This is a genomic window from Faecalicatena sp. (assembly GCF_058819085.1).
Map to the genome: position 1 here is coordinate 46,771 of NZ_JBZUUL010000006.1, position 19,278 is coordinate 66,048.

Sequence of the window (19,278 nt, forward strand, 5' to 3'; positions counted from 1 at the left end):
TTAATCAAAAAGACTTTTCCCATTGCTCGCGATCACATCCCGATACCAGTAAAAGCTTTTCTTCTTATATCTGTTTAGCGTTCCGCTCCCATCATCGTTGCGGTCCACATAGATCATTCCATAACGTTTCTTTAGTTCTGCTGTCGATGCACTTACCAGATCGATACACCCCCAGCTTGTATATCCCATCACCTCCACACCGTCTTCGATCGCCTCCGCGACCTCAAGCAGATGATCTCTCATATATTTGATCCGGTAATCATCGATCACGGTCTTCCCGCCGCTGCCATCATCCACAAGCTGATCTTTCGCGCCAAGTCCGTTCTCCACGATAAATAACGGCTTTCGGTACTTATCCCAGAATTGATTTAAAATGTACCGAAGTCCTTTCGGGTCGATCTGCCATCCCCACTCACTTGCTTTTAGAGTCGGATTCGGAACCCCTCCCAGCAGATTGCCCTCTCCCCGGATATTTTTTTCCTCGTCCGCAGTCGCACAGACACTGACATAATAACTGAAAGAGATAAAATCCACCGTATGCTTCAAAATCTCCTCATCACCGGGGGCAAACCTGATCCGAATCCCGTGCTCTCTCATATACCGCTTCATATATCCGGGATATTCTCCGCGCACATGGATCTCCGTAAACATCTCATGCAGATGGGTTTCTTCCATTGCCCTGATCACATCATCCGGGTTGGGTGACAAGGGGTACACCGGCATACTCAGGATCATACATCCCACCTGAAAATCGGGATTGATCTCGTGTGCAATTTTAACTGCCGATGCGCTTGCCACCATCTCATGATGGATGGCCTGATAGAGCTGGGATTCTGAGAGCTTCTCCTTTGGTGTGCTGATCCCGCCGCTCATAAACGGAGAGTTCATAATCGAGTTGATCTCATTGAAGGTCAGCCAGTATTTGACCTTGTCCTTATATCTTTGAAATACCGTGGTGACATACTTCTCATAAAAACCGATCATCTTCGGATTGATCCAGCCGTCATAATGCTCTGCCAGATACAAGGGGGTCTCATAATGGGACAGCGTGACCAAAGGCTCGATTCCATATTTGTGACACTCATCGAATAGGCGGTCATAGAACAAAAGCCCCTTTTCATTCGGCTCTTTTTCATCCCCCTTCGGAAAGATCCGGCTCCAGGCTATAGATGTTCGAAATACCTTAAATCCCATCTCCGCCAGTAATTTGATATCTTCTTTATAGCGGTGATAGAAATCTATGCCGGTCAATTTCATATTATCTTCTGTCGGTCCGGCAGTTCTCGGCCCTTTGATCCCATGGGGCATCACATCCTGTATGGACAGCCCCTTTCCGTCTTCGTTGTAAGCACCTTCACACTGATTGGCGGCCACTGCCCCGCCCCATAGAAAATTATCCGGAAACATGTTTCTCCTCCTTTACTGCCTGTATATGCGCATAAACCGCTCCGATCAGATTTGCATCATTAAAGAATCTGCATGCCGTCACATCGGCCATCGGAAGATCCCACGGATACACCTCATTGATCTTCTTCAGTTCTTCTCTGATCAGCCTTAAAAATAAGGGCTGTGCGCTGATCCCCCCGCCGATGGCGATACGCTGTGGGTCAAACATAAACTGATAGTTATTGATCTGGACGGCAAGACGACGCGCAAACCTCCGGATCCCCGAGACAGCCTTTTCATCGCCTGACTCAGCCATGGCAAAGACTCTCTCCCCGTCTAACTCATCCGCGGGTATCCCGGTACTTTCCGACACGAATCGAAGCAGGTTTTTGATCCCTGTGCTGCCTGCCAGTGTATGATCCAGGGAATACTTTAGGGCAGTCTCTGTCAGTATGTAGCTGAACTCGCCTGCCATATTGTGGAACCCTCTTAACACCTTTCGGTCATGGATCACTGCTCCGCCGACCCCGGTTCCGCAGACGACTACCACTGCATCGCTGCAGTCTGCAAGGGATCCCTTCCACACCTCTGCCAGTGCGGCACACTTTGCGTCATTTTCCACCGTCACATGCACACCGCACCGCTGTTCCAATATGTCCACAATATTCAGGTCTTTGATACAGGTCAGATTCCCCCCTGTATGCATGAAGCCGGCCTCACTGTCAATGATCCCGGCCATACTCAGAGCAATTCCCTCCACCTCTCCCTTATATTTCTCGTAGATCTTTACGAGGGATGTAAGAAAATCCTCCAGCGGTTCTATCGTCGTCGGTATTTTATCCTTCTCTGTGATCCGGCACTCCTGCGTGATGACTGCATACTTTGTAAATGTGCCCCCTACATCTATCGCCAAATATTTCATCGATATCCTTCCTTATAAAGTTTACTCTTATTATAAATGATGTTCCCGCTCTTTTTATCGTCCCTCTCGAACCGCTCATTGCACTTTTTGGCAATATAAGCCGTCATCCCCATGAATTCAAAAGGAAGATCATCCGCTTTTCCGGCTAAAGCCTGATCGCAGACTTCCAGGATATTGTCCAGGATAGCAGTGTCCGTTTCCATCACATGGTGGGATAAAAACACCCGCTGGAACCTTCCCTCCAGACGCTTTTTATTTTTCAGCACACTCTCCCGGTATGCTTCCAGTGAAGAACTGTCCTGATCAAATAAGAAGGTAGAATTGTTACAGGCATCCCCCAGAATCAAAATCCCCATCTCACGGATCAGAAAAGCCATACTTCCCGGTGTGTGCCCCGGGAATGCATAACAGTCCAGGTGAAAGGGCGCTGCATCTATTGTCATTGCATCCGTCAAAGGATGAAAGTGTTTGTCCGGGTCTGTCTTTACATATTCGCCGTCCCCAATCTCTGCCGCCTCTTCTCTCAGGGCTGCTGCGAGGTACCCTTTCCTCTCCTCCAGGACACACTGCCTCTGATAGATGGGCAGATCCTTTCGGTTTAAGTAGGCTGTTTCAAATTCCGGTGCCCCCATGGCATGATCCACATGCCCGTGGGTCAACACCAGGGAAACAGGAAGGTCTGTGAGGCTTAATACATATTCTTTTAAATGACCGACTCCCGCACAGCTGTCGATCAGCAGTGCCTCCTTTTCTCCTTCTAACAGATACAAAAGCTCTCCTGATCTGCTTCGGATGCAGGTCAGATGCTCATTTACCGCTTCGCTTGTATAGAAATTCATCGTTGCTGCACCTCCTTTAAATTCGTCAGCTCCCCGGCAAGTGCTTCCACCATTTCCTTAGGGAATCCCAGGAAAGCCATCCTTGAGAGTGTTGACAGACTCTCATGTAAGAACTCTTCCTCGCCGCTTTCCAGGAAATGCTTCAGAGCCGGAGAGATCCTGCCGATGATCTCCATTGCCTCTGCATCTTTCACCATCTCTTTAAACAGAGTTTTTCTCGTGTACAAGGTGCGCAGATCACGGTCCGGCTGGTAGTCATATTCATAGATTCCGGCATCCACCTTTTCTATCCCGCCCTTATAAAATGGCAGATGGATCTCTGCTGTACAGCCAAAAGGCACCTCCGCCAGCACATGCACGTTTCCATCCTTTTTGATCTCCCATTCCACCCGGTAAGTTCCGTAAACAGATTCATAGGACATCTTTATAAATCCAAGCTTCCTGTGGATGAGCGGATTGATCTTCACCCGCTTAAATCCTGGTTCAAGTGCCGTTAGTCCTGCCACATTCCGGTAGAGATACTCCATCACCGTGCCGAAGGAATAATGGTTCAGGGAGTTCATCATGATTCCGCTTACCAGGCCGTTATCCAGGACTGAATTCCATCTCTCCCATACGGTCGTTGCGCCCAGATTCACACAGTGCAGCCAGCCCGGATATTCCTCCTGCATCAGGAAATAAAAAGCTTCCTCCTCCAGGCCGTTTTCCGCCATCACGCGGCACATAACAGGTGCCCCCACAAAGCCGCCTTTGAGTTTATAACAATCTTTATAAAGACGGTCCTTAAGCCCCTCAAGGATCCGCTCTTTGTCAGGATAGATGCCGCTGTATAAAGCTACGATATAGCCGGTCTGCGTATCGATGCAAAGCCTGCCTGCAGCGGAAAAATATTCCCGGATCACCGCCTGACGTATCTTTTCGTGAAGCTTACGATAGACCGCTTCCTCCTTCGGCAGCCCAAGCGCCTTTGCCGCATCGGCCGTCTTTTTGGCCGACATTGCATAATAACAGGAGGCGATATAGTAATCATCTGTCCCGCCTTTCATGCTCTGCTGCGTACGCCCGTCCAGTGCCAGCCAGTCTCCCAGCTGGTCACCGAAATCAAAGAGAAATCTCTGTCCTCTTTTCTGATCCTCCCTTGTGATCTTATCGACCCACTCCTTCATCATCGGATAATACGCCTCTAACGCATTTTTATCCCCGTAATGCTCATACAGCACCATTGGAAGGAACGTGGCGATATCTCCCCAGATACTGCTGAATATCGCAGCTTCAGCCTCGAATACAGGAATGACTCCCGGCACGATCCCATCCAGCTTCTTCTGCTCCGTTCGCAGATCATGGAGAAATTTATGATAAAATGCGGCCGTATCCATATGATAGCTGGCCGTCCCGGAGAAGATCTGGACATCGCCGGTCCAGCCCAGCCGTTCGTCTCTCTGCGGACAGTCTGTCGGGAAGTCGATGGAGTTGGATTTCTGCCCCCACATAGTATTGGAAAACAGCTGGTTCACACCCTCATGTCCGGTTTCGATATACCCTGTCACCTTCATCTTCGAATACACGGCGATCCCGGTAAAATCCTCCGCCTTAAGCTCTCCTTCCCATCCGGTGACTCTCACATAGCGGAACCCGTAAAAAGTAAACTGGGGCTTCACAACTTCTTCTCTTCCGTCGGAAATGTAGGTGAACTGTGCCTTTGCGGACCGATAGTTTTCGTTGTAAAAACTGCCATGCTGGAGGATCTCTCCGAAATCCAGCACGATCCTCGTCCCCTTTGGCGCTCTGGAATGAAATGCCACGTAACCTGCGAAATTCTGTCCAAAATCCAGCACAGTCTCGCCTGCCGGGGTATGGAGGATCGCTTTGACCGGAAGGGTCTCCATCTCCAGTACAGGCAGGCTGTATCTGGCCGTCAGTTTTCCCTCTGCCCTGGTGGGAACAGCGTTCTTCTCCGGATTTTCTTTCGCTTCCCAGAGCAGACGGTCAATGACCTCGCCGTCATAAATGTCACTGAATGCGGTGTCAGATCCCTGATATTTCCAGGAAGCATCGGTGCCGATGGTTTCTTTCGTTCCATCTGTATAAACAAGGCGGATATCCGCGATTATCTGAAATCTGCTTCCAAAGTTTTCCCTGCGGTCCCCCAGACCGAAACGGCCCTTATACCAGCCGTTGCCGAGAGAGACCTCAATTCTGTTGGCTGCCCCGGGCTCTTTCTTTAACAGGTCAAGAATATCATAGGTGATATACTGTATCTCATCATGATAATTGCTGTAATAGGGAGTCAGGACCTCTTCTCCGATCCTTCTGCCGTTTAAAAATGCCGTATAGAGTCCCAGCCCGGAGATAAAAAGCCGTGCGGATACGACCTCCTTCTCAGCAGCAAATTCTTTGATAAATGTGGGATGAAAGGTGTCATCGCAGTCCGTCGTGATCCAGGTACCGGTCCATTCATCCTCCTGTTTCGCCGTTTCAAACCAGACAGGAGTGCTCACCGCGGTCTCCCCTAAGTCTGTCGTCACTTTTACCTGCACATAATATCTGGTATAGGGCCTTAGCTCCAGCTCTATGGTTTCACCCGCCTGGCACAGATCCTCCCCACTCTTTACAAAGATGATATCCTGCATCTTTTCATCCGCTGCCACTGTGATCTCTGCCATCTTCTGACTCTTTGCGGCCGTTTCGGTCACCCTCCAGGAACAGCTGATCCATTCTGTCAGATATCCAAGCGGATGATCCATCCCATTGATTCGAACTTCTGATACCTTCATCCGATTTCCTCCTGTTTTATTCCATTCCTTTTTCTATTTTCAGTTTCTTTAAATCCTTATCAAGATGGAAGAACAAAAGCATCATGACAAAGATAACAGCACACATGATCATAGGTATGTAGTTATACATAAACTTGATCGCTGTGATCACACTTTCAGGCTGTGCGATCCCCTGCGCATCCAGGGAAGCGTCGAATCCTGCACCTGCAAGAACCCATCCGAAGATTGCCTGACCAAGCCCAAGGCCCAGCTTCTGCGCAGCAGAAGTACCCGCATTTCCCATGCCGACTGCATTGACTCCTGTTTTTAACTCTCCGTACAGGATGGCATCTGCAACCATTCCCAGGGCCATTCCACCGGACATTCCAAGTCCGACTCCCTTTAATGCATTGCATGCGATCATCAGCGGTACGCTGTCCTCAAACAGTCCGAAAGCGAAAAATCCAATGCTCAGACAAAGCATGCCTGCCGCATAGATCGGCCGTTTTCCAAACTTTTTCATGAAGAACGGTGTTGCAAACATCACGGCGAACTGCGCGATGGAAATCGCATTGTTCATCCAGCTGACCTGTCCCATGTCGCCGAGAACATAGATCGCATAGTAGACCCCGCCGATGGAGTAGAATATGATAACAAAGAAAATGCAAAGCATAGCAAGGAACATCATAACCCAGTATTTGTTAGAGAGCAGTGACTTCACCGCGGTCATGGCGCTGACCTTTTCCACCTGCTGTCTGCTTTCTCCTGCCGGCTGGTCTGTTACACGCTCTTTTGTAGCAAATACAGTAATAAAGTTTGCGATCACCATGAGCAGGCACAGAATCGCGATCGTTACAGTAAATGCCTGCTGTGTAAAATACGTCTCTGTGCTGCTTGAGAATTTTACCAGCATGATCGTAAACACAGAGTTGATAAATACATTTCCCAGCGTCTGGAAGATCTGCTGGATATTTCCTAAAAAGCCTCTCTCATACGCATTTCTCGTCAACAGTGAGATCATAGAATAATACGGGACCTGTATGCAGGTCAGGCAGACCGTATTTACGATGTTATACATAATAAACACATATACATACTTTACTGCTGCCGGGAAACTCTGTGGTACAAAGAATAACAGAAGCGTCGCGATCGCGAAGGGAATGCACATCCTCATCAGCCATGGCCGGGCCTTTCCCATTTTAGACTTCGTATTATCAACCATACGTCCGACGATCAGGTCAGAGATTCCATCGAACACCTTGGAAACTGCGATGATGGTAGAAATGATCGCAGCGTCCAAAAATGCAACATTGGTAAAGTAGACGGTCAGGAAGGTTCCGATGATTCCGTTGATCATATTCCATCCAAATGCCGCGGATGCGTAACCGATCCTCTCATTCCAGCCCAGAGTCTTTTCCGGGTCATTATGTTTTGTAGCCAGGTTTAACATAGTACTCCTCCTTTAGTGAATCTTTCATTTTGCCTTTCAGTGGTTATATGATACTTGAAATGTCACTATTGGAATATCATTATTTTGCAGTTTTTGTATTTATTTTGTCCTTATTTTAGAAATGTGCTGCAGTTCACCCGCGCTGTTTGTAAAATGTTTTAAAAAGGGGACTTGAAAAATTCAAGTCCCCCGGGTATAATTTACTTAGAAGTTATCAAAAGACCTTGCATCGTCTGATGATTACGCTTCGGATATCATAGTAATTTATAGTTACCAACTATCCTCTATTGCCGTAGAGGATAGCTATTTTTTGTCCTGATGGTTATATCATCCACTTTAAACATACAGCCCATAATATTATTATGCTTCATCGAAATACTCCGATGGGCTTTGGCTCTCCCGGTACTGCTTCGGCGACATCTTATACTTTTTCTGAAATACTTTCCCCATATAACTCTGGGACGGGAAATTAACGTATTCTGCAATATCCGATATTGGCTCCCTGGAATACTTTAAAAGATTGGCCGCATGTTCCAGTCTGACACCGACAATGTAATCCTGCAGCCTTTCACCAGTCTCCTTCTTAAACAGCCGGGACAGATAGGTCTCACTCAGGCCAAGGTTTTCCGCGATATCGAAAAGATATATTTTCTTCCGGTAGTTCTTGTCCACATAATCCTTACAGCGTTCCACATAGTTCGATGTCCTTCTCCCCTTTTTCTGCCGCACCTGCCGGGTAAGCTCCTCCACTGCACGGTCACGATACCGGATCATCCTGGCAATATCCGTACAGCTGTCGCTTTTCTGAATATAGAAATCACTGATCTGATAGGCAATGTAAGGCGAGATCCCGCCGTCTATCGCCGCCCTTGTACAGAGCGTGATCGCAACGACCGCCACATTTTTCCAGTGATTCAGCTCCTTTTTGGAAAGTTTTCCAAGGTCAGCATCCATACTCCTGCTGTAGCTTAAGGCATCCTCAACCCGCCCCTCTCTCACGCTGTCTAAGAGTTTGCGCTCTTCCTGATAGGTGTGGTGGTACAGCTCTTCCTCCCCCGTTTCCTTACGGAACATCACATGTTCCCGTTCCTCCTGCTCTTTCGTATCTGTCACGATCCGGTTCGCATAGATCAATTCCTTGTCTGTATACTCTCTGCCTGTCACCAGATTCGTAACTGTCTCGACGATGTCCAGCATTTCTGAAAATGTAAAGTGCTTCAATCTCTTCTCATTCGCGGCCTCAATCCCATAGGCCCTGTAAAACTGGTGCAGCTCCATGCGTTCTAACAGTTCCAGGCTCATCGGACCGATCAGATAAAATAAGTCTTCGGCCCGTATACAGGCAAAATAAACCTTATACTCATCCCGATAGATATAAGGTTCCTCCTGGTTTTGAGCCCCTTCCAGAAGTCCCTCTCTTAGAGGCGCACTGTGATAGATTGGACTGCTGTCCAAATTCTCCTGATAACTCATAAGGCTTCTGTCCTGGCTGTTCATGCAGAAAATACCCACATTTAGTAATCCGGAGAGCCGTTTTAAGACGTAGTAAAGTGTATCCATCCGCCTGTCCTTCTTTTCCCATATTTTTAAAAGAGGAAACTGGTCATTTTTTCAAACGTCCAATTTCCTCTTTCCTGATCGTTGCCTCTATCTCTTATTCTTCATTCATCTTCGCCAGCTTCGCTGTCTGGTCTGCCGCGATCAGACTGTCGATGATCTCATCCAGATCTCCGTTCATAATCGTATCCAGCTTATGCAGTGTCAGCTTGATCCGATGGTCTGTGACTCTTCCCTGCGGGAAGTTGTAGGTTCTGATCTTCTCGGATCTGTCACCGGTTCCGATCTGGCTTCTTCTTGCCTCAGCCTCGGATGCCTGCTGCTTCTCAAGCTCCAGCTCATACAGCTTGGAACGCAGCAGCCTGAATGCCTTGTCTTTGTTCTGCAACTGGGACTTCTCTGTCTGGCTGTAGATGACGATCCCCGTCGGATAGTGGGTCAGACGTACCGCGGAGTCCGTCGTATTGACACACTGTCCACCGTTACCTGACGCACGCATCACGTCGATACGGATATCCTTATCATCGATCACTACATCCACTTCCTCCGCCTCCGGCATGATCGCAACCGTGATCGTGGAGGTATGGATCCTTCCGCCGCTCTCTGTCTCAGGCACACGCTGTACACGGTGTACACCGCTTTCGTACTTCAAACGGGAATACGCACCCTGTCCTGTGATCATGAAGACACACTCCTTGAAACCGCCGATGCCGTTCTCGTTGAGGGAGATCATCTCGATCCTCCAGCGGCGTCCCTCTGCATAATGTACATACATGCGGTAAACCTCTGCCGCAAACAATGCAGCCTCATCTCCGCCTGCACCTGCACGGATCTCTACGATAACGTTCTTGTCGTCGTTCGGGTCTTTTGGAAGAAGCAGAATCTTAAGCTCCTGCTCTAACTCTTCGACACGGGCCTTGGACTCATTGAGCTCTTCCTTTGCCAGCTCGCGCATCTCCTCGTCAGACTCCTCATCCAGCATAACAAGGCTGTCCTCTATATTCTGCTTACACTGCTTATATTCTTTAAATGCTTCTACGATCGGACCCAAATCACTTTGTTCCTTCATCAGTTTCCGAAAACGCTCCGGGTCATTCGCCACATCCGGCTCCTGTAATTCGCCCATCACTTCTTCGTAACGGATCAGCAAATCTTCTAATCTGTCAAACATCTTTCTCTATCCTTTCTCACTACCTGCGTTTCCAACGCTTACTTACCTATCATACACGCCAATGACGACACGGTCAAGACCTGCGAGATCCTTTTTTACCATGATATTCCTGTAACCGGCTTCCTGCATCAGTGTCTTCACCGCTTCCCCCTGGTCAGATCCGATCTCAAAGATCAGTGTACCGCCCCGGGTAAGATATCGTCCTGCCTGTACAGTGATCTTCCTGTAAAAATAAAGACCGTCTTCTTTCCCGTCCAATGCGATCCAGGGATCGTGGCGCTTCACTTCCTCCTGGAGAGTTTCAATCACATCCGTCCTGATATAGGGCGGATTGGAAATGATCATCTGATATGTGCCGTCTATTTTCTCAAACAGATCGCTTTTCTGAAAACCAGCTTCTATATGAAGTGCTCCCGCATTTTCCCGTGCAACCTGCAGGGCCTCTTCGGAAATATCGGCTCCGATGCCCTCCAATCTGACTGTGCCCTCTTTCCTGCCATAATGCAGAACACTTAAAAGAATACAGCCGGACCCTGTACACATATCCAGAATACGGAAGACAGGAATGTCCGAAGCCTCCTGTCTGATCACCCTGACCGCCTCTTCCACAGCGGTCTCTGTATCCTGTCTTGGAATCAATACGTGTTCATTCACCCGGAACGAAAGTCCCATAAACTCCTGCACCCCGGTCAGATGCTGAAGCGGGACACGCCCGGCTCTTTCTTCTATATAATATAGATACTTCTGCTCCTCGGCTTCACTCAGCTCTTTTCCCGGCATGACATAGTACCTCGCCCGGCTGACTCCGGTCACATGCTCCAAAAGATACCATGCATCCAGGCGTGCCTCTTCGATCCCTGCTAGAGTCAGACGTTTTTCCCCCTGCTCATATGCTTCCTGCATCGTCATAGCACTAGACCTCCGCAGCAGACCCTGTCTGCCTGTCAGATGAAGGAATCTGCATAGTATTTTCACACGGCTTTCCCGCCTCATCCTGACCGCCGAAATTCTCTGCCTGATATGATTTCCAGTCAAATACCGCCTCAACTGCACAGATCGCAACCTCGATCATGCTGTCATCGGGTTCTTTTGTCGTCAGGTTCTGTACCCAGAGTCCCGGTCTGCTCAAAAGATTGACCAGAAAATTATCGCTGTTCCCTGCCAGCTTGATAATCTCATAGGATACCCCTGCGATCAGCGGGAAAAGCGCAATACGCAGCACTACCCTCATGATCTGGGAATCCGTAGTAATAAAAAAGCAGAAGATGATACTCACGATCATAACAAAAAACAAAAAGCTTGTCCCGCAGCGTTTATGCTGCTTGGAGCTTTTCCTGACATTCTCCACATTTAAAGTGAGACCATGTTCTATACAGTTGATACATTTGTGCTCCGCACCATGATACATGAAGGTCCTCTGGATATCCTCCATCCTTGATACAAGCAGAATGTATGCCAGAAAAATCCCGACGCGGATGATCCCCTCTAAAATGGTGATTGCTCCCCTGGAGGAGATATGTTTTCTCAGGATATTACTCAAAAAGTACGGAAGGACCATAAAGATAGCTACCGCCAGCACTACGGAAAAGGCTACGGTAAGATTCATGAGCATCTTCTCTTTCTTCTCCCGCTTCTCCATCTCCTCCTCGGTAAGTACCGCCTTAGTCTCCTCCTCTTCCTCAAAAAAGCTTGCGGAAAACATCAGCGTCTTCATACCCAGAACCATGGAATCCACAAAGTTAAAAATGCCTCTGATGAACGGGATCTTCGTTACCGCTTTCCACGGGATCACGCTCTTATATGTCTCAACACTTACTGCAATTTCTTTGTCAGGCTTTCTCACTGCAACGGCATACTGATCCTTATTCTTCATCATAATGCCTTCCAGTACTGCCTGACCGCCTATATTAGATGACTTCATGTTCCCTCCTGTCCTTAATATACCTGAAAAGGGTCAGTTCCTTCCCCCGGAAGTTGCTGACCTTTATGATATATGATATGTAATTTAACAACAGGCTGAGATATTCACCTCAGCCTGCAAAAAATCATTCTTATTTAATACCATATTTCTTATTGAACTTATCAACACGTCCACGAGCCTGGTTAGCTTTCTGCTGTCCAGTGTAGAATGGATGGCATTTAGAACAGATTTCTACGTGGATCTCCTTGTTTGTAGATCCTGTTACAAATGTGTTCCCGCAGTTGCAGGTTACTGTTGCCTGATGGTACTCTGGATGGATTCCTTCTCTCATGATTTTCACCTCTCTATTTCAAAATATAGTTATTATAATCTCTAAACAGCTTTGTTATTGTATCATAAGATTTCTAGTTTTGCAAGTTATTTTTCAGAATAATCTGTGAAACTCCCTGAAAAAAATCTTTTTCATGGTTTCATACTCATACATAACTATGCTGAACCTGATTTTTAGTAAGACATATACCCGAACACTTATTAAAGTCTTTCACGAAGTTTGTATTTATGATATACTTTTCCTGCGTAAGTTTATTACAAAGGAGAGCTTTTTTATGGAAATCACTGCTACTACATTCATGATAGTCTGTCCCTTTTTATTCCTCGCAGGACTGGTAGATGCCATCGGCGGGGGCGGCGGACTCATCTCACTGCCGGCCTATCTGATCGCGGGACTGCCGCCTCATACGGCTGTTGCTACAAACAAAATGTCTTCCACATGCGGGACAGCACTTGCCACCTTCCGCTTTATCAAAAACGGATTGGTCAACTTTAAACTCGCCATCCCTTCTGTCATCGCGGCGATCATTGGATCTTCCATCGGAGCGCATATTTCTATGATCGTCCCGGAGAAGATCATGCTGTATGTACTGATCGGGATCCTGCCGGTATCTGCTTTTCTCGTACTAAATAAAAAACTGTTCCATGACAATGGCAGCGATACGGTCACCTTGGATAAAAGGACCTATCTCACAGCCACGATCGCAGCCCTGATCATAGGCATGTATGACGGCTTTTACGGTCCGGGGACCGGAACCTTCCTGATCATTGCATTTACCGTGTTCGCAAAGCTGAGCATCAAGACCTCCAACGGTCAGGCCAAGGTCATCAACCTCACTACAAATATTACCTCTCTTGTGATCTTCCTGCTGAACGGCCAGGTACTGATCCCTGTAGGGATCGCTGCAGCACTCTGCAACATGGCAGGCGGCTACCTGGGTGCAGGGATGGTCATGAAGAATGGCTCAAAGATCGTAAAACCGAGTATCCTTTTGGTTCTGTTTCTTTTACTCTTAAAGGTACTGAAAGTGTATTAGGCAATGTTTTTACAAACCGGGAATCTGCTTAGAAAGATTCCCGGTTTTTATATTTCGACTCATTTAAAATATCCGCTTATTTTAAGAGGATACTATATAAATTTCTTTTTGATAACAGTCTGTACCAGTTCTGAATTGTTTTTGGTCTGTGAGAACATCGTCAAGAGGTTGTCCACAGCTTCCTCTGCTTTCAATCCGTTGAGTGCCCTGCGGATGATATATACTGCATCCTGCTCTTCTCTGGAAAGCAGCAGATCTTCTCTTCTTGTTCCTGACTTCGGAATATCGATGGCCGGGAATACTCTCTTTTCCTGCAGCTTCCTATCCAGGACAAGCTCCATGTTACCGGTACCTTTAAACTCCTCGTATACAACATCGTCCATCTTACTTCCTGTCTCAACCAGCGCTGTTGCAAGGATCGTCAGGCTTCCGCCCTCTCTCATATTTCTTGCGGCACCAAAGAAACGCTTTGGCATATGAAGTGCTGCCGGGTCAAGACCACCGGACAGAGTTCTTCCTGACGGCGGTACAGTCAGGTTGTATGCACGTGCCAGTCTTGTGATACTATCCAAAAGGATCATTACATCTTTTCCGTGCTCCACCAGACGTTTCGCACGTTCGATCACCATCTCAGATACTCTCTTATGGTGTTCCGGGAGCTCATCGAATGTTGAATAGATAACCTCCACATTCGGTCCTGCGATCGCCTCCCTGATGTCTGTTACCTCCTCAGGACGCTCATCGATTAAAAGGATCAGCAGGTGCATATTCGGCTCTCTCTTCTGTACGGAAAGTGCGACCTCCTTCAACAGGGTCGTCTTACCTGCCTTCGGAGGAGAAACGATCATACCACGCTGTCCCTTACCGATCGGGGAAAGCAGGTCTACGATCCTCATAGCCGTAGAGCTTCCCGGTGTTTCCAGACGCAGGCGCTGGTTCGGGAAAATCGGGGTCAGATCTTCAAAATTACTGCGTTTCATGGCTTCTGCCGGCTTCAATCCATTTATAGTTGAAACATACAAAAGAGCACTGAACTTCTCAGACTGTGTCTTGATCCTTTTATTACCGGTAATGATATCACCCGTTTTTAAGTTAAATCTGCGGATCTGGGACGGAGAAACATAAACATCCTTTTCTCCCGGCAGATAGTTCTCGCAGCGTATGAATCCATATCCATCCGGCAGGACTTCCAGGATACCGTCAGCAGTCTCCCCGCTGTCAAGCTGCTCGATATCTGTCGCTTCCTTCTTGTCCTTCATTTCCTCTTTTACTTCTTCTTTTGCTTCTGCGTTCGCTTCTTCCATCTTTTCTTTTTCGTCCTGTGCAAGCATAGCATCAATAAGCTCGCTCTTCTTCATGGTGGATACACCTTTCATTTTTCTTGCCTTTGCCAGGTCTTTGAGCGTAGCAAGAGGCAGAGATTCATACTTTTCTCTTGTCATAAATACCTTTCCTTTCTATAAACGATTGATCACTGTTACTTTGTCCATGTATTCATTTTATAAAAAATGCTGCGGGAACCTTAGTCTGAAGTGACTTGTCCGAAATCAGACACATCTTTGTATGCCTGTCTCCAATAAGATATATATCAAATCTGAACCCATTATACATCATCCCTGGTAAAAAGGAAAGTTTTTTTTGAAAAAGTGTTGGAATCCTCCACCTTTCACGCTTGCGTTGCTTTTCCAAGAGTGATATGATAATGAACAGATATAAGTAATAAGAAGAAAATTTATAGACAGCGAGGTAACAAAATGACAAACAGTGAAAAAGCATTACAAATGCATGAACAATGGAACGGTAAAATCGAGACCACGGCCAAATCTCATGTGAATTCCAGAGAGGACCTTGCCATTGCCTATACTCCAGGTGTGGCTGAACCCTGCAAGGTGATCGCCGGCGACCCGGATGCCGCTTATAAATATACCATCAAAGCAAATACGATAGCTGTCGTATCCGACGGAAGCGCAGTCCTGGGACTTGGCAACATCGGTGCCAGAGCAGCCATGCCGGTCATGGAAGGAAAGGCTGTCCTGTTCAAGGAATTCGGCGGAGTCAATGCAGTGCCGATCTGCCTGGATACCCAGGATACAGAAGAGATCATCAAAACCGTTGTCAACATTGCCCCTGCCTTCGGCGGGATCAACCTGGAAGACATCTGTGCACCGCGCTGCTTCGAGATCGAAGCGCGTCTAAAGGAACTCCTGGACATCCCTGTTTTCCATGATGACCAGCACGGTACCGCCATTGTTGTACTGGCCGGGATCATCAATGCATTAAAAGTGACAGGCAAGAAGATGGAGGACTGTAAAGTAGTTGTAAACGGTGCAGGTTCCGCAGGAGTCGCCATCACTAAACTGCTTCTTACATACGGCTTCCCGAATGTGACCATGTGTGATATCAACGGTATTATCAGCAAAGCCTCCCCAAACCTGAACTGGATGCAGAAACAGATGACCGAGGTCACCAACCTGGAAGGAAAGACAGGAACTCTGGCAGATGCGCTCGTTGGAGCCGACATTTTCGTAGGCGTATCTGCTCCGAATATTGTTACGAAAGAAATGGTAGCTTCCATGAATCAGGACGCGATTCTTTTCGCCATGGCAAACCCGGTGCCCGAGATCATGCCGGACCTTGCAAAAGAGGCTGGTGCCAGGGTCGTTGGAACAGGACGTTCTGATTTCCCGAACCAGGTTAACAACGTAGTTGCATTCCCCGGCATTTTCAAAGGTGCATTAGAAGGAAGAGCCACTCAGATTACAGAAGATATGAAACTAGCAACTGCCAAAGCGATCGCAGGACTGGTAGCCGATGAGGACCTCAATGAGGACAATATCCTTCCAGAGGCATTTGATCCGCGCGTTGCCGAGGCAGTCAGCAAAGCGGTAAAGGAATTGATATAGATGAACCGTTGGGGTGAAAAACGTTACCACTCACTCGATTATGATTTGAAACAGATTTATGGAGAAAAAGTTTATAAGATCACGTTAGACGGCGGAATGACCTGTCCGAACCGGGATGGGAAAGTCGGAACAGGCGGCTGTATTTTCTGCAGTGCCAGTGGTTCCGGTGATTTTGCAGGTTCCAGATCCCTCCCGGTTTCCGAACAGATAAACCGCGGGAAAAAGGAATTGAACGGGAAACGCCCGGTCCACTCCTACATCGCGTACTTTCAGGCATTCACCAATACTTATGCCCCGGTCAGACGGCTTGAGAGGCTGTACATGGAGGCGGTCCAGGATGAAGAAGTCAGGATCCTCTCCATCGCCACCAGGCCTGACTGTCTTGGAGATGATGTCTTGGAACTGCTTGGAAGGATCAACACGATTAAGCCTGTGTGGGTAGAACTTGGATTACAAACGATCCACCCTGACACCGCCTCTTTTATCCGCAGAGGCTATGAGCTCCCTGTATTTGAAAAGGCAGTAAGGGACCTTCGAAAACTGGGCATCACGGTGATCGTCCATACGATCCTGTTCCTCCCCGGAGAAACTAAGGAACAGATGCTTGAAACCCTGGATTATCTTAATCATATGGATATTCAAGGAATAAAGCTTCAGCTTCTGCATATCTTAAAAGGGACAGACCTTGCGGCAGAATATGAGAAACGGCCATTCCCAGTTCCTGATATGATGGAATATATCAGGTTTTTAGGAACATGTGTCTCACACTTGAATCCCCGGATCACCATTCACCGGCTGACAGGGGACGGACCAAGCGATCTTCTGGTTGCCCCTCTATGGACCAGCCAGAAAAGGACTGTACTAAACACACTGCACCGCTATCTGAAAGAACAGGATATCTGGCAGGGAAAGGAGTATCATGAGTGAAACATTTACATTATATAAGCTGATTGTTTTATACATGTTAGAAAGAGTCGATTTTCCGCTGACGACTTCTCAGATTTCAGAGTTTATACTGGATAAGGGATACACCACCTACTTCAAACTGCAGGAAACGTTGGCAGAGATGGTGGACTCCGGCCTTTTAAGGGTTGAGACCACACATAACAGGACCTTGTATCATCTGACAACAGGCGGAGAAGAAACCATTCAGTTTTTTAAGAATAAAATTTCTCCTGCTATACAAAAGGATATCGATGAATTTTTAAAAGAAAAAAGATATGATCTCAAGGAAGAGGTTGCCATCAAATCTGACTATTATCTGAACACGAACCATGAATATGAGGTACAGTGCCAGATCGTAGAAAATGGTTTCAGCCTGATCGACCTGAAACTTACTGTTCCTACGGAGGTCGAGGCCGAAACCATCGCAAATAACTGGACGAGCCAGAGTCAGGATATCTATACTTTACTCCTGACGAAGCTTCTCTAAATGTTCTTTGATCGTTTTTTCATAACCCAGGACGCCCGGTTCATAGAACCTGGCGTCTTTTATTTCATCCGGCAGATACTGCTGGTCTACATAGTGGTTCGGATAATCATGTGCATATTTGTAGCCGATTCCATGGCCCAATTTCTGTGACCCCTTATAATGCGCATCCTGGAGGTGTGACGGTACGGTCGTCTTTTCATGCTTGACACTTTCCATGGCCGCAAAGATCGCATTTGTAGCAGAATTACTTTTCGGTGCAGAGGCGACATAGGTCACCGCCTGTGCCAGGATGATCTGGGATTCCGGCATTCCGATCCGCTCCACTGCCTGCGCTGCGGAAACGGCCACAGTCAATGCCATCGGGTCCGCATTTCCCACATCTTCGGAAGCACAGATCATGATCCTCCTTGCAATGAATTTCACATCCTCCCCTGCGTAAAGCATTTTCGCAAGATAGTAAACGGCTGCATCAGGGTCAGACCCCCTCATGCTTTTGATGAAGGCCGAGATCGTATCGTAATGGTTATCTCCGGTCTTATCATACCTCACTACCCTCTTCTGGATACACTCCGATGCCACATCCAGGGTGATATGTATCTTACCGTCTTCACTTCGCTGTGTGGTCAGTATTCCCAGTTCTACAGCATTCAAGGCATTTCTCGCATCACCGCCGGATACGTCAGCCAGGAATTCCAAAGCATCCTCATCAATCTCCGCCTTAAAACTCCCCATTCCCTTTTTATCATCATAAACTGCACGTTTTAAAAGAGTCTTCACGTCCTCTTTACTTAAAGATTTCAGTTCAAACACACTGGAACGTGACAGGAGGGCCCCATTCACTTCAAAATACGGATTTTCTGTCGTCGCACCGATCAGCGTGATCGTGCCATCCTCAACGTAAGGAAGAAGGTAGTCCTGCTGCCCCTTATTAAAACGGTGGATCTCATCGACGAATAGTATTGTTTTCTTCTGGTACATCCCGAGAAGCTCTTTCGCCCCTTTTACAACCTCCTCCATGTCCTTTTTCCCGGCAATGGTCGCGTTGATCTGCTTAAACTCCGCGCTTGTAGTATTGGCGATCACCTTGGCAAGCGTTGTCTTGCCAGTCCCCGGAGGCCCATAGAAGATCAGGGAACCAAGCTTATCTGCCTTGATGGCACGGTATAACAGTTTGTCCTTTCCGATAATATGCTGCTGCCCTACGACCTCGTCCAGGGTAGTCGGACGCATCCTGGATGCAAGCGGAGACTCCTTCTCCTGCTTCGTCTCTCTCATATAATCAAATAAATCCATAATTTTTCAAACCCTGTATGATAATGACTTTACTTATTCAAAAGTGTGTATCATACGTTTCCTTTCTTAGAAATAAACAGGTGTGGCTGATAAACATCTTAGTCCAAAATGGGGAGAAAATCAATAGGGGGATAGGATTCCTTGGATGCATGCTCCGTAATGATTCCTTCCTCTTCCGGATAATTATAAAAAGCCTTCACGCTGGCCAGCTTACGTTTTACCGTCTTCTGCTTATACTTTTTATGCAGATCGGTTATATATCCTTCTAAGAAAGAACACAATTA

The 19,278-nt window shown here is 47.3% G+C and carries 16 protein-coding genes; 4 read left to right on the forward strand and 12 right to left on the reverse strand.

Annotation, left to right across the window (positions count from 1 at the left end; all coding sequences use genetic code 11):
* The 10 genes from AC4OGX_RS04545 to rpmE form a co-directional block, all read right to left on the reverse strand.
* On the reverse strand, nt 1-1,407 hold the full coding sequence (locus AC4OGX_RS04545; protein ID WP_493328752.1) for a glycoside hydrolase family 1 protein: 1,407 nt from the start codon (nt 1,405-1,407) through the stop codon (nt 1-3).
* A complete protein-coding gene (locus tag AC4OGX_RS04550) occupies nt 1,394-2,308 on the reverse strand; it encodes an ROK family protein (protein ID WP_493328753.1) in 915 nt (304 codons plus the stop codon). Before AC4OGX_RS04550 ends, AC4OGX_RS04545 begins: the two co-directional genes overlap by 14 nt.
* Nucleotides 2,305-3,147, reverse strand: a complete 843-nt coding sequence (locus AC4OGX_RS04555; RefSeq protein ID WP_493328754.1) for an MBL fold metallo-hydrolase — start codon at nt 3,145-3,147, stop codon at nt 2,305-2,307. Before AC4OGX_RS04555 ends, AC4OGX_RS04550 begins: the two co-directional genes overlap by 4 nt.
* The gene (locus AC4OGX_RS04560; protein ID WP_493328755.1) at nt 3,144-5,921 is read right to left on the reverse strand and encodes a family 78 glycoside hydrolase catalytic domain; all 2,778 of its coding nucleotides are present in this window, start codon (nt 5,919-5,921) and stop codon (nt 3,144-3,146) included. Before AC4OGX_RS04560 ends, AC4OGX_RS04555 begins: the two co-directional genes overlap by 4 nt.
* A 16-nt stretch (nt 5,922-5,937) precedes the next feature.
* Nucleotides 5,938-7,350 carry an MFS transporter gene (locus tag AC4OGX_RS04565; RefSeq protein WP_493328756.1) on the reverse strand — a complete coding sequence of 471 codons (1,413 nt, stop codon included), beginning with the start codon at nt 7,348-7,350 and terminating at the stop codon, nt 5,938-5,940.
* Nucleotides 7,351-7,710: 360 nt separating this feature from the next.
* A complete protein-coding gene (locus AC4OGX_RS04570; RefSeq protein ID WP_493328757.1) occupies nt 7,711-8,910 on the reverse strand; it encodes a helix-turn-helix transcriptional regulator in 1,200 nt (399 codons plus the stop codon).
* A 94-nt stretch (nt 8,911-9,004) separates the two neighbouring features.
* Nucleotides 9,005-10,078, reverse strand: coding sequence for a peptide chain release factor 1 (prfA, locus tag AC4OGX_RS04575; protein WP_493328758.1), 1,074 nt, complete (start codon nt 10,076-10,078; stop codon nt 9,005-9,007).
* A gap of 42 nt (nt 10,079-10,120) precedes the next feature.
* The gene (gene prmC / locus AC4OGX_RS04580) at nt 10,121-10,987 is read right to left on the reverse strand and encodes a peptide chain release factor N(5)-glutamine methyltransferase (protein WP_493328759.1); all 867 of its coding nucleotides are present in this window, start codon (nt 10,985-10,987) and stop codon (nt 10,121-10,123) included.
* A gap of 4 nt (nt 10,988-10,991) precedes the next feature.
* Nucleotides 10,992-11,999 carry a DUF1385 domain-containing protein gene (locus tag AC4OGX_RS04585; protein ID WP_493328760.1) on the reverse strand — a complete coding sequence of 336 codons (1,008 nt, stop codon included), beginning with the start codon at nt 11,997-11,999 and terminating at the stop codon, nt 10,992-10,994.
* Nucleotides 12,000-12,129: 130 nt separating this feature from the next.
* Nucleotides 12,130-12,330: a 50S ribosomal protein L31 gene (gene rpmE, locus AC4OGX_RS04590; RefSeq protein ID WP_122643086.1), complete on the reverse strand. Its 201-nt coding sequence runs from the start codon at nt 12,328-12,330 to the stop codon at nt 12,130-12,132.
* 274 nt (nt 12,331-12,604) lie between these two features.
* Here rpmE and AC4OGX_RS04595 point away from each other — a divergent pair, with 274 nt between their 5' ends.
* Entirely contained in the window at nt 12,605-13,366 is a 762-nt protein-coding gene (locus tag AC4OGX_RS04595; protein ID WP_493328761.1) for a sulfite exporter TauE/SafE family protein, read from the forward strand.
* Nucleotides 13,367-13,458: 92 nt separating this feature from the next.
* Here AC4OGX_RS04595 and rho read toward each other — a convergent pair whose 3' ends face one another.
* Complete coding sequence (gene rho, locus AC4OGX_RS04600; RefSeq protein WP_493328762.1) at nt 13,459-14,808, reverse strand: transcription termination factor Rho; 1,350 nt, start codon at nt 14,806-14,808, stop codon at nt 13,459-13,461.
* 312 nt (nt 14,809-15,120) lie between these two features.
* Between rho and AC4OGX_RS04605 the strand changes: the two genes are divergently transcribed.
* The 3 genes from AC4OGX_RS04605 to AC4OGX_RS04615 are packed head-to-tail and all read left to right on the forward strand — an operon-like array spanning nt 15,121 to nt 17,701.
* Nucleotides 15,121-16,269 (forward strand): NAD(P)-dependent malic enzyme, encoded by a 1,149-nt coding sequence (locus tag AC4OGX_RS04605; RefSeq protein ID WP_493328763.1) that lies wholly within the window; start codon nt 15,121-15,123, stop codon nt 16,267-16,269.
* Entirely contained in the window at nt 16,270-17,196 is a 927-nt protein-coding gene (mnmL, locus tag AC4OGX_RS04610) for a tRNA modification radical SAM protein MnmL/YtqA (protein ID WP_493328764.1), read from the forward strand.
* Nucleotides 17,189-17,701 (forward strand): DUF4364 family protein, encoded by a 513-nt coding sequence (locus AC4OGX_RS04615; RefSeq protein WP_493328765.1) that lies wholly within the window; start codon nt 17,189-17,191, stop codon nt 17,699-17,701. The genes mnmL and AC4OGX_RS04615 overlap by 8 nt, the downstream gene beginning before the upstream one ends.
* On the opposite strand, the gene AC4OGX_RS04620 is transcribed toward AC4OGX_RS04615, so the two are convergent.
* Complete coding sequence (locus AC4OGX_RS04620; protein ID WP_493328766.1) at nt 17,678-18,994, reverse strand: replication-associated recombination protein A; 1,317 nt, start codon at nt 18,992-18,994, stop codon at nt 17,678-17,680. The genes AC4OGX_RS04615 and AC4OGX_RS04620 overlap by 24 nt on opposite strands.
* Nucleotides 18,995-19,278: the final 284 nt, after the last annotated feature.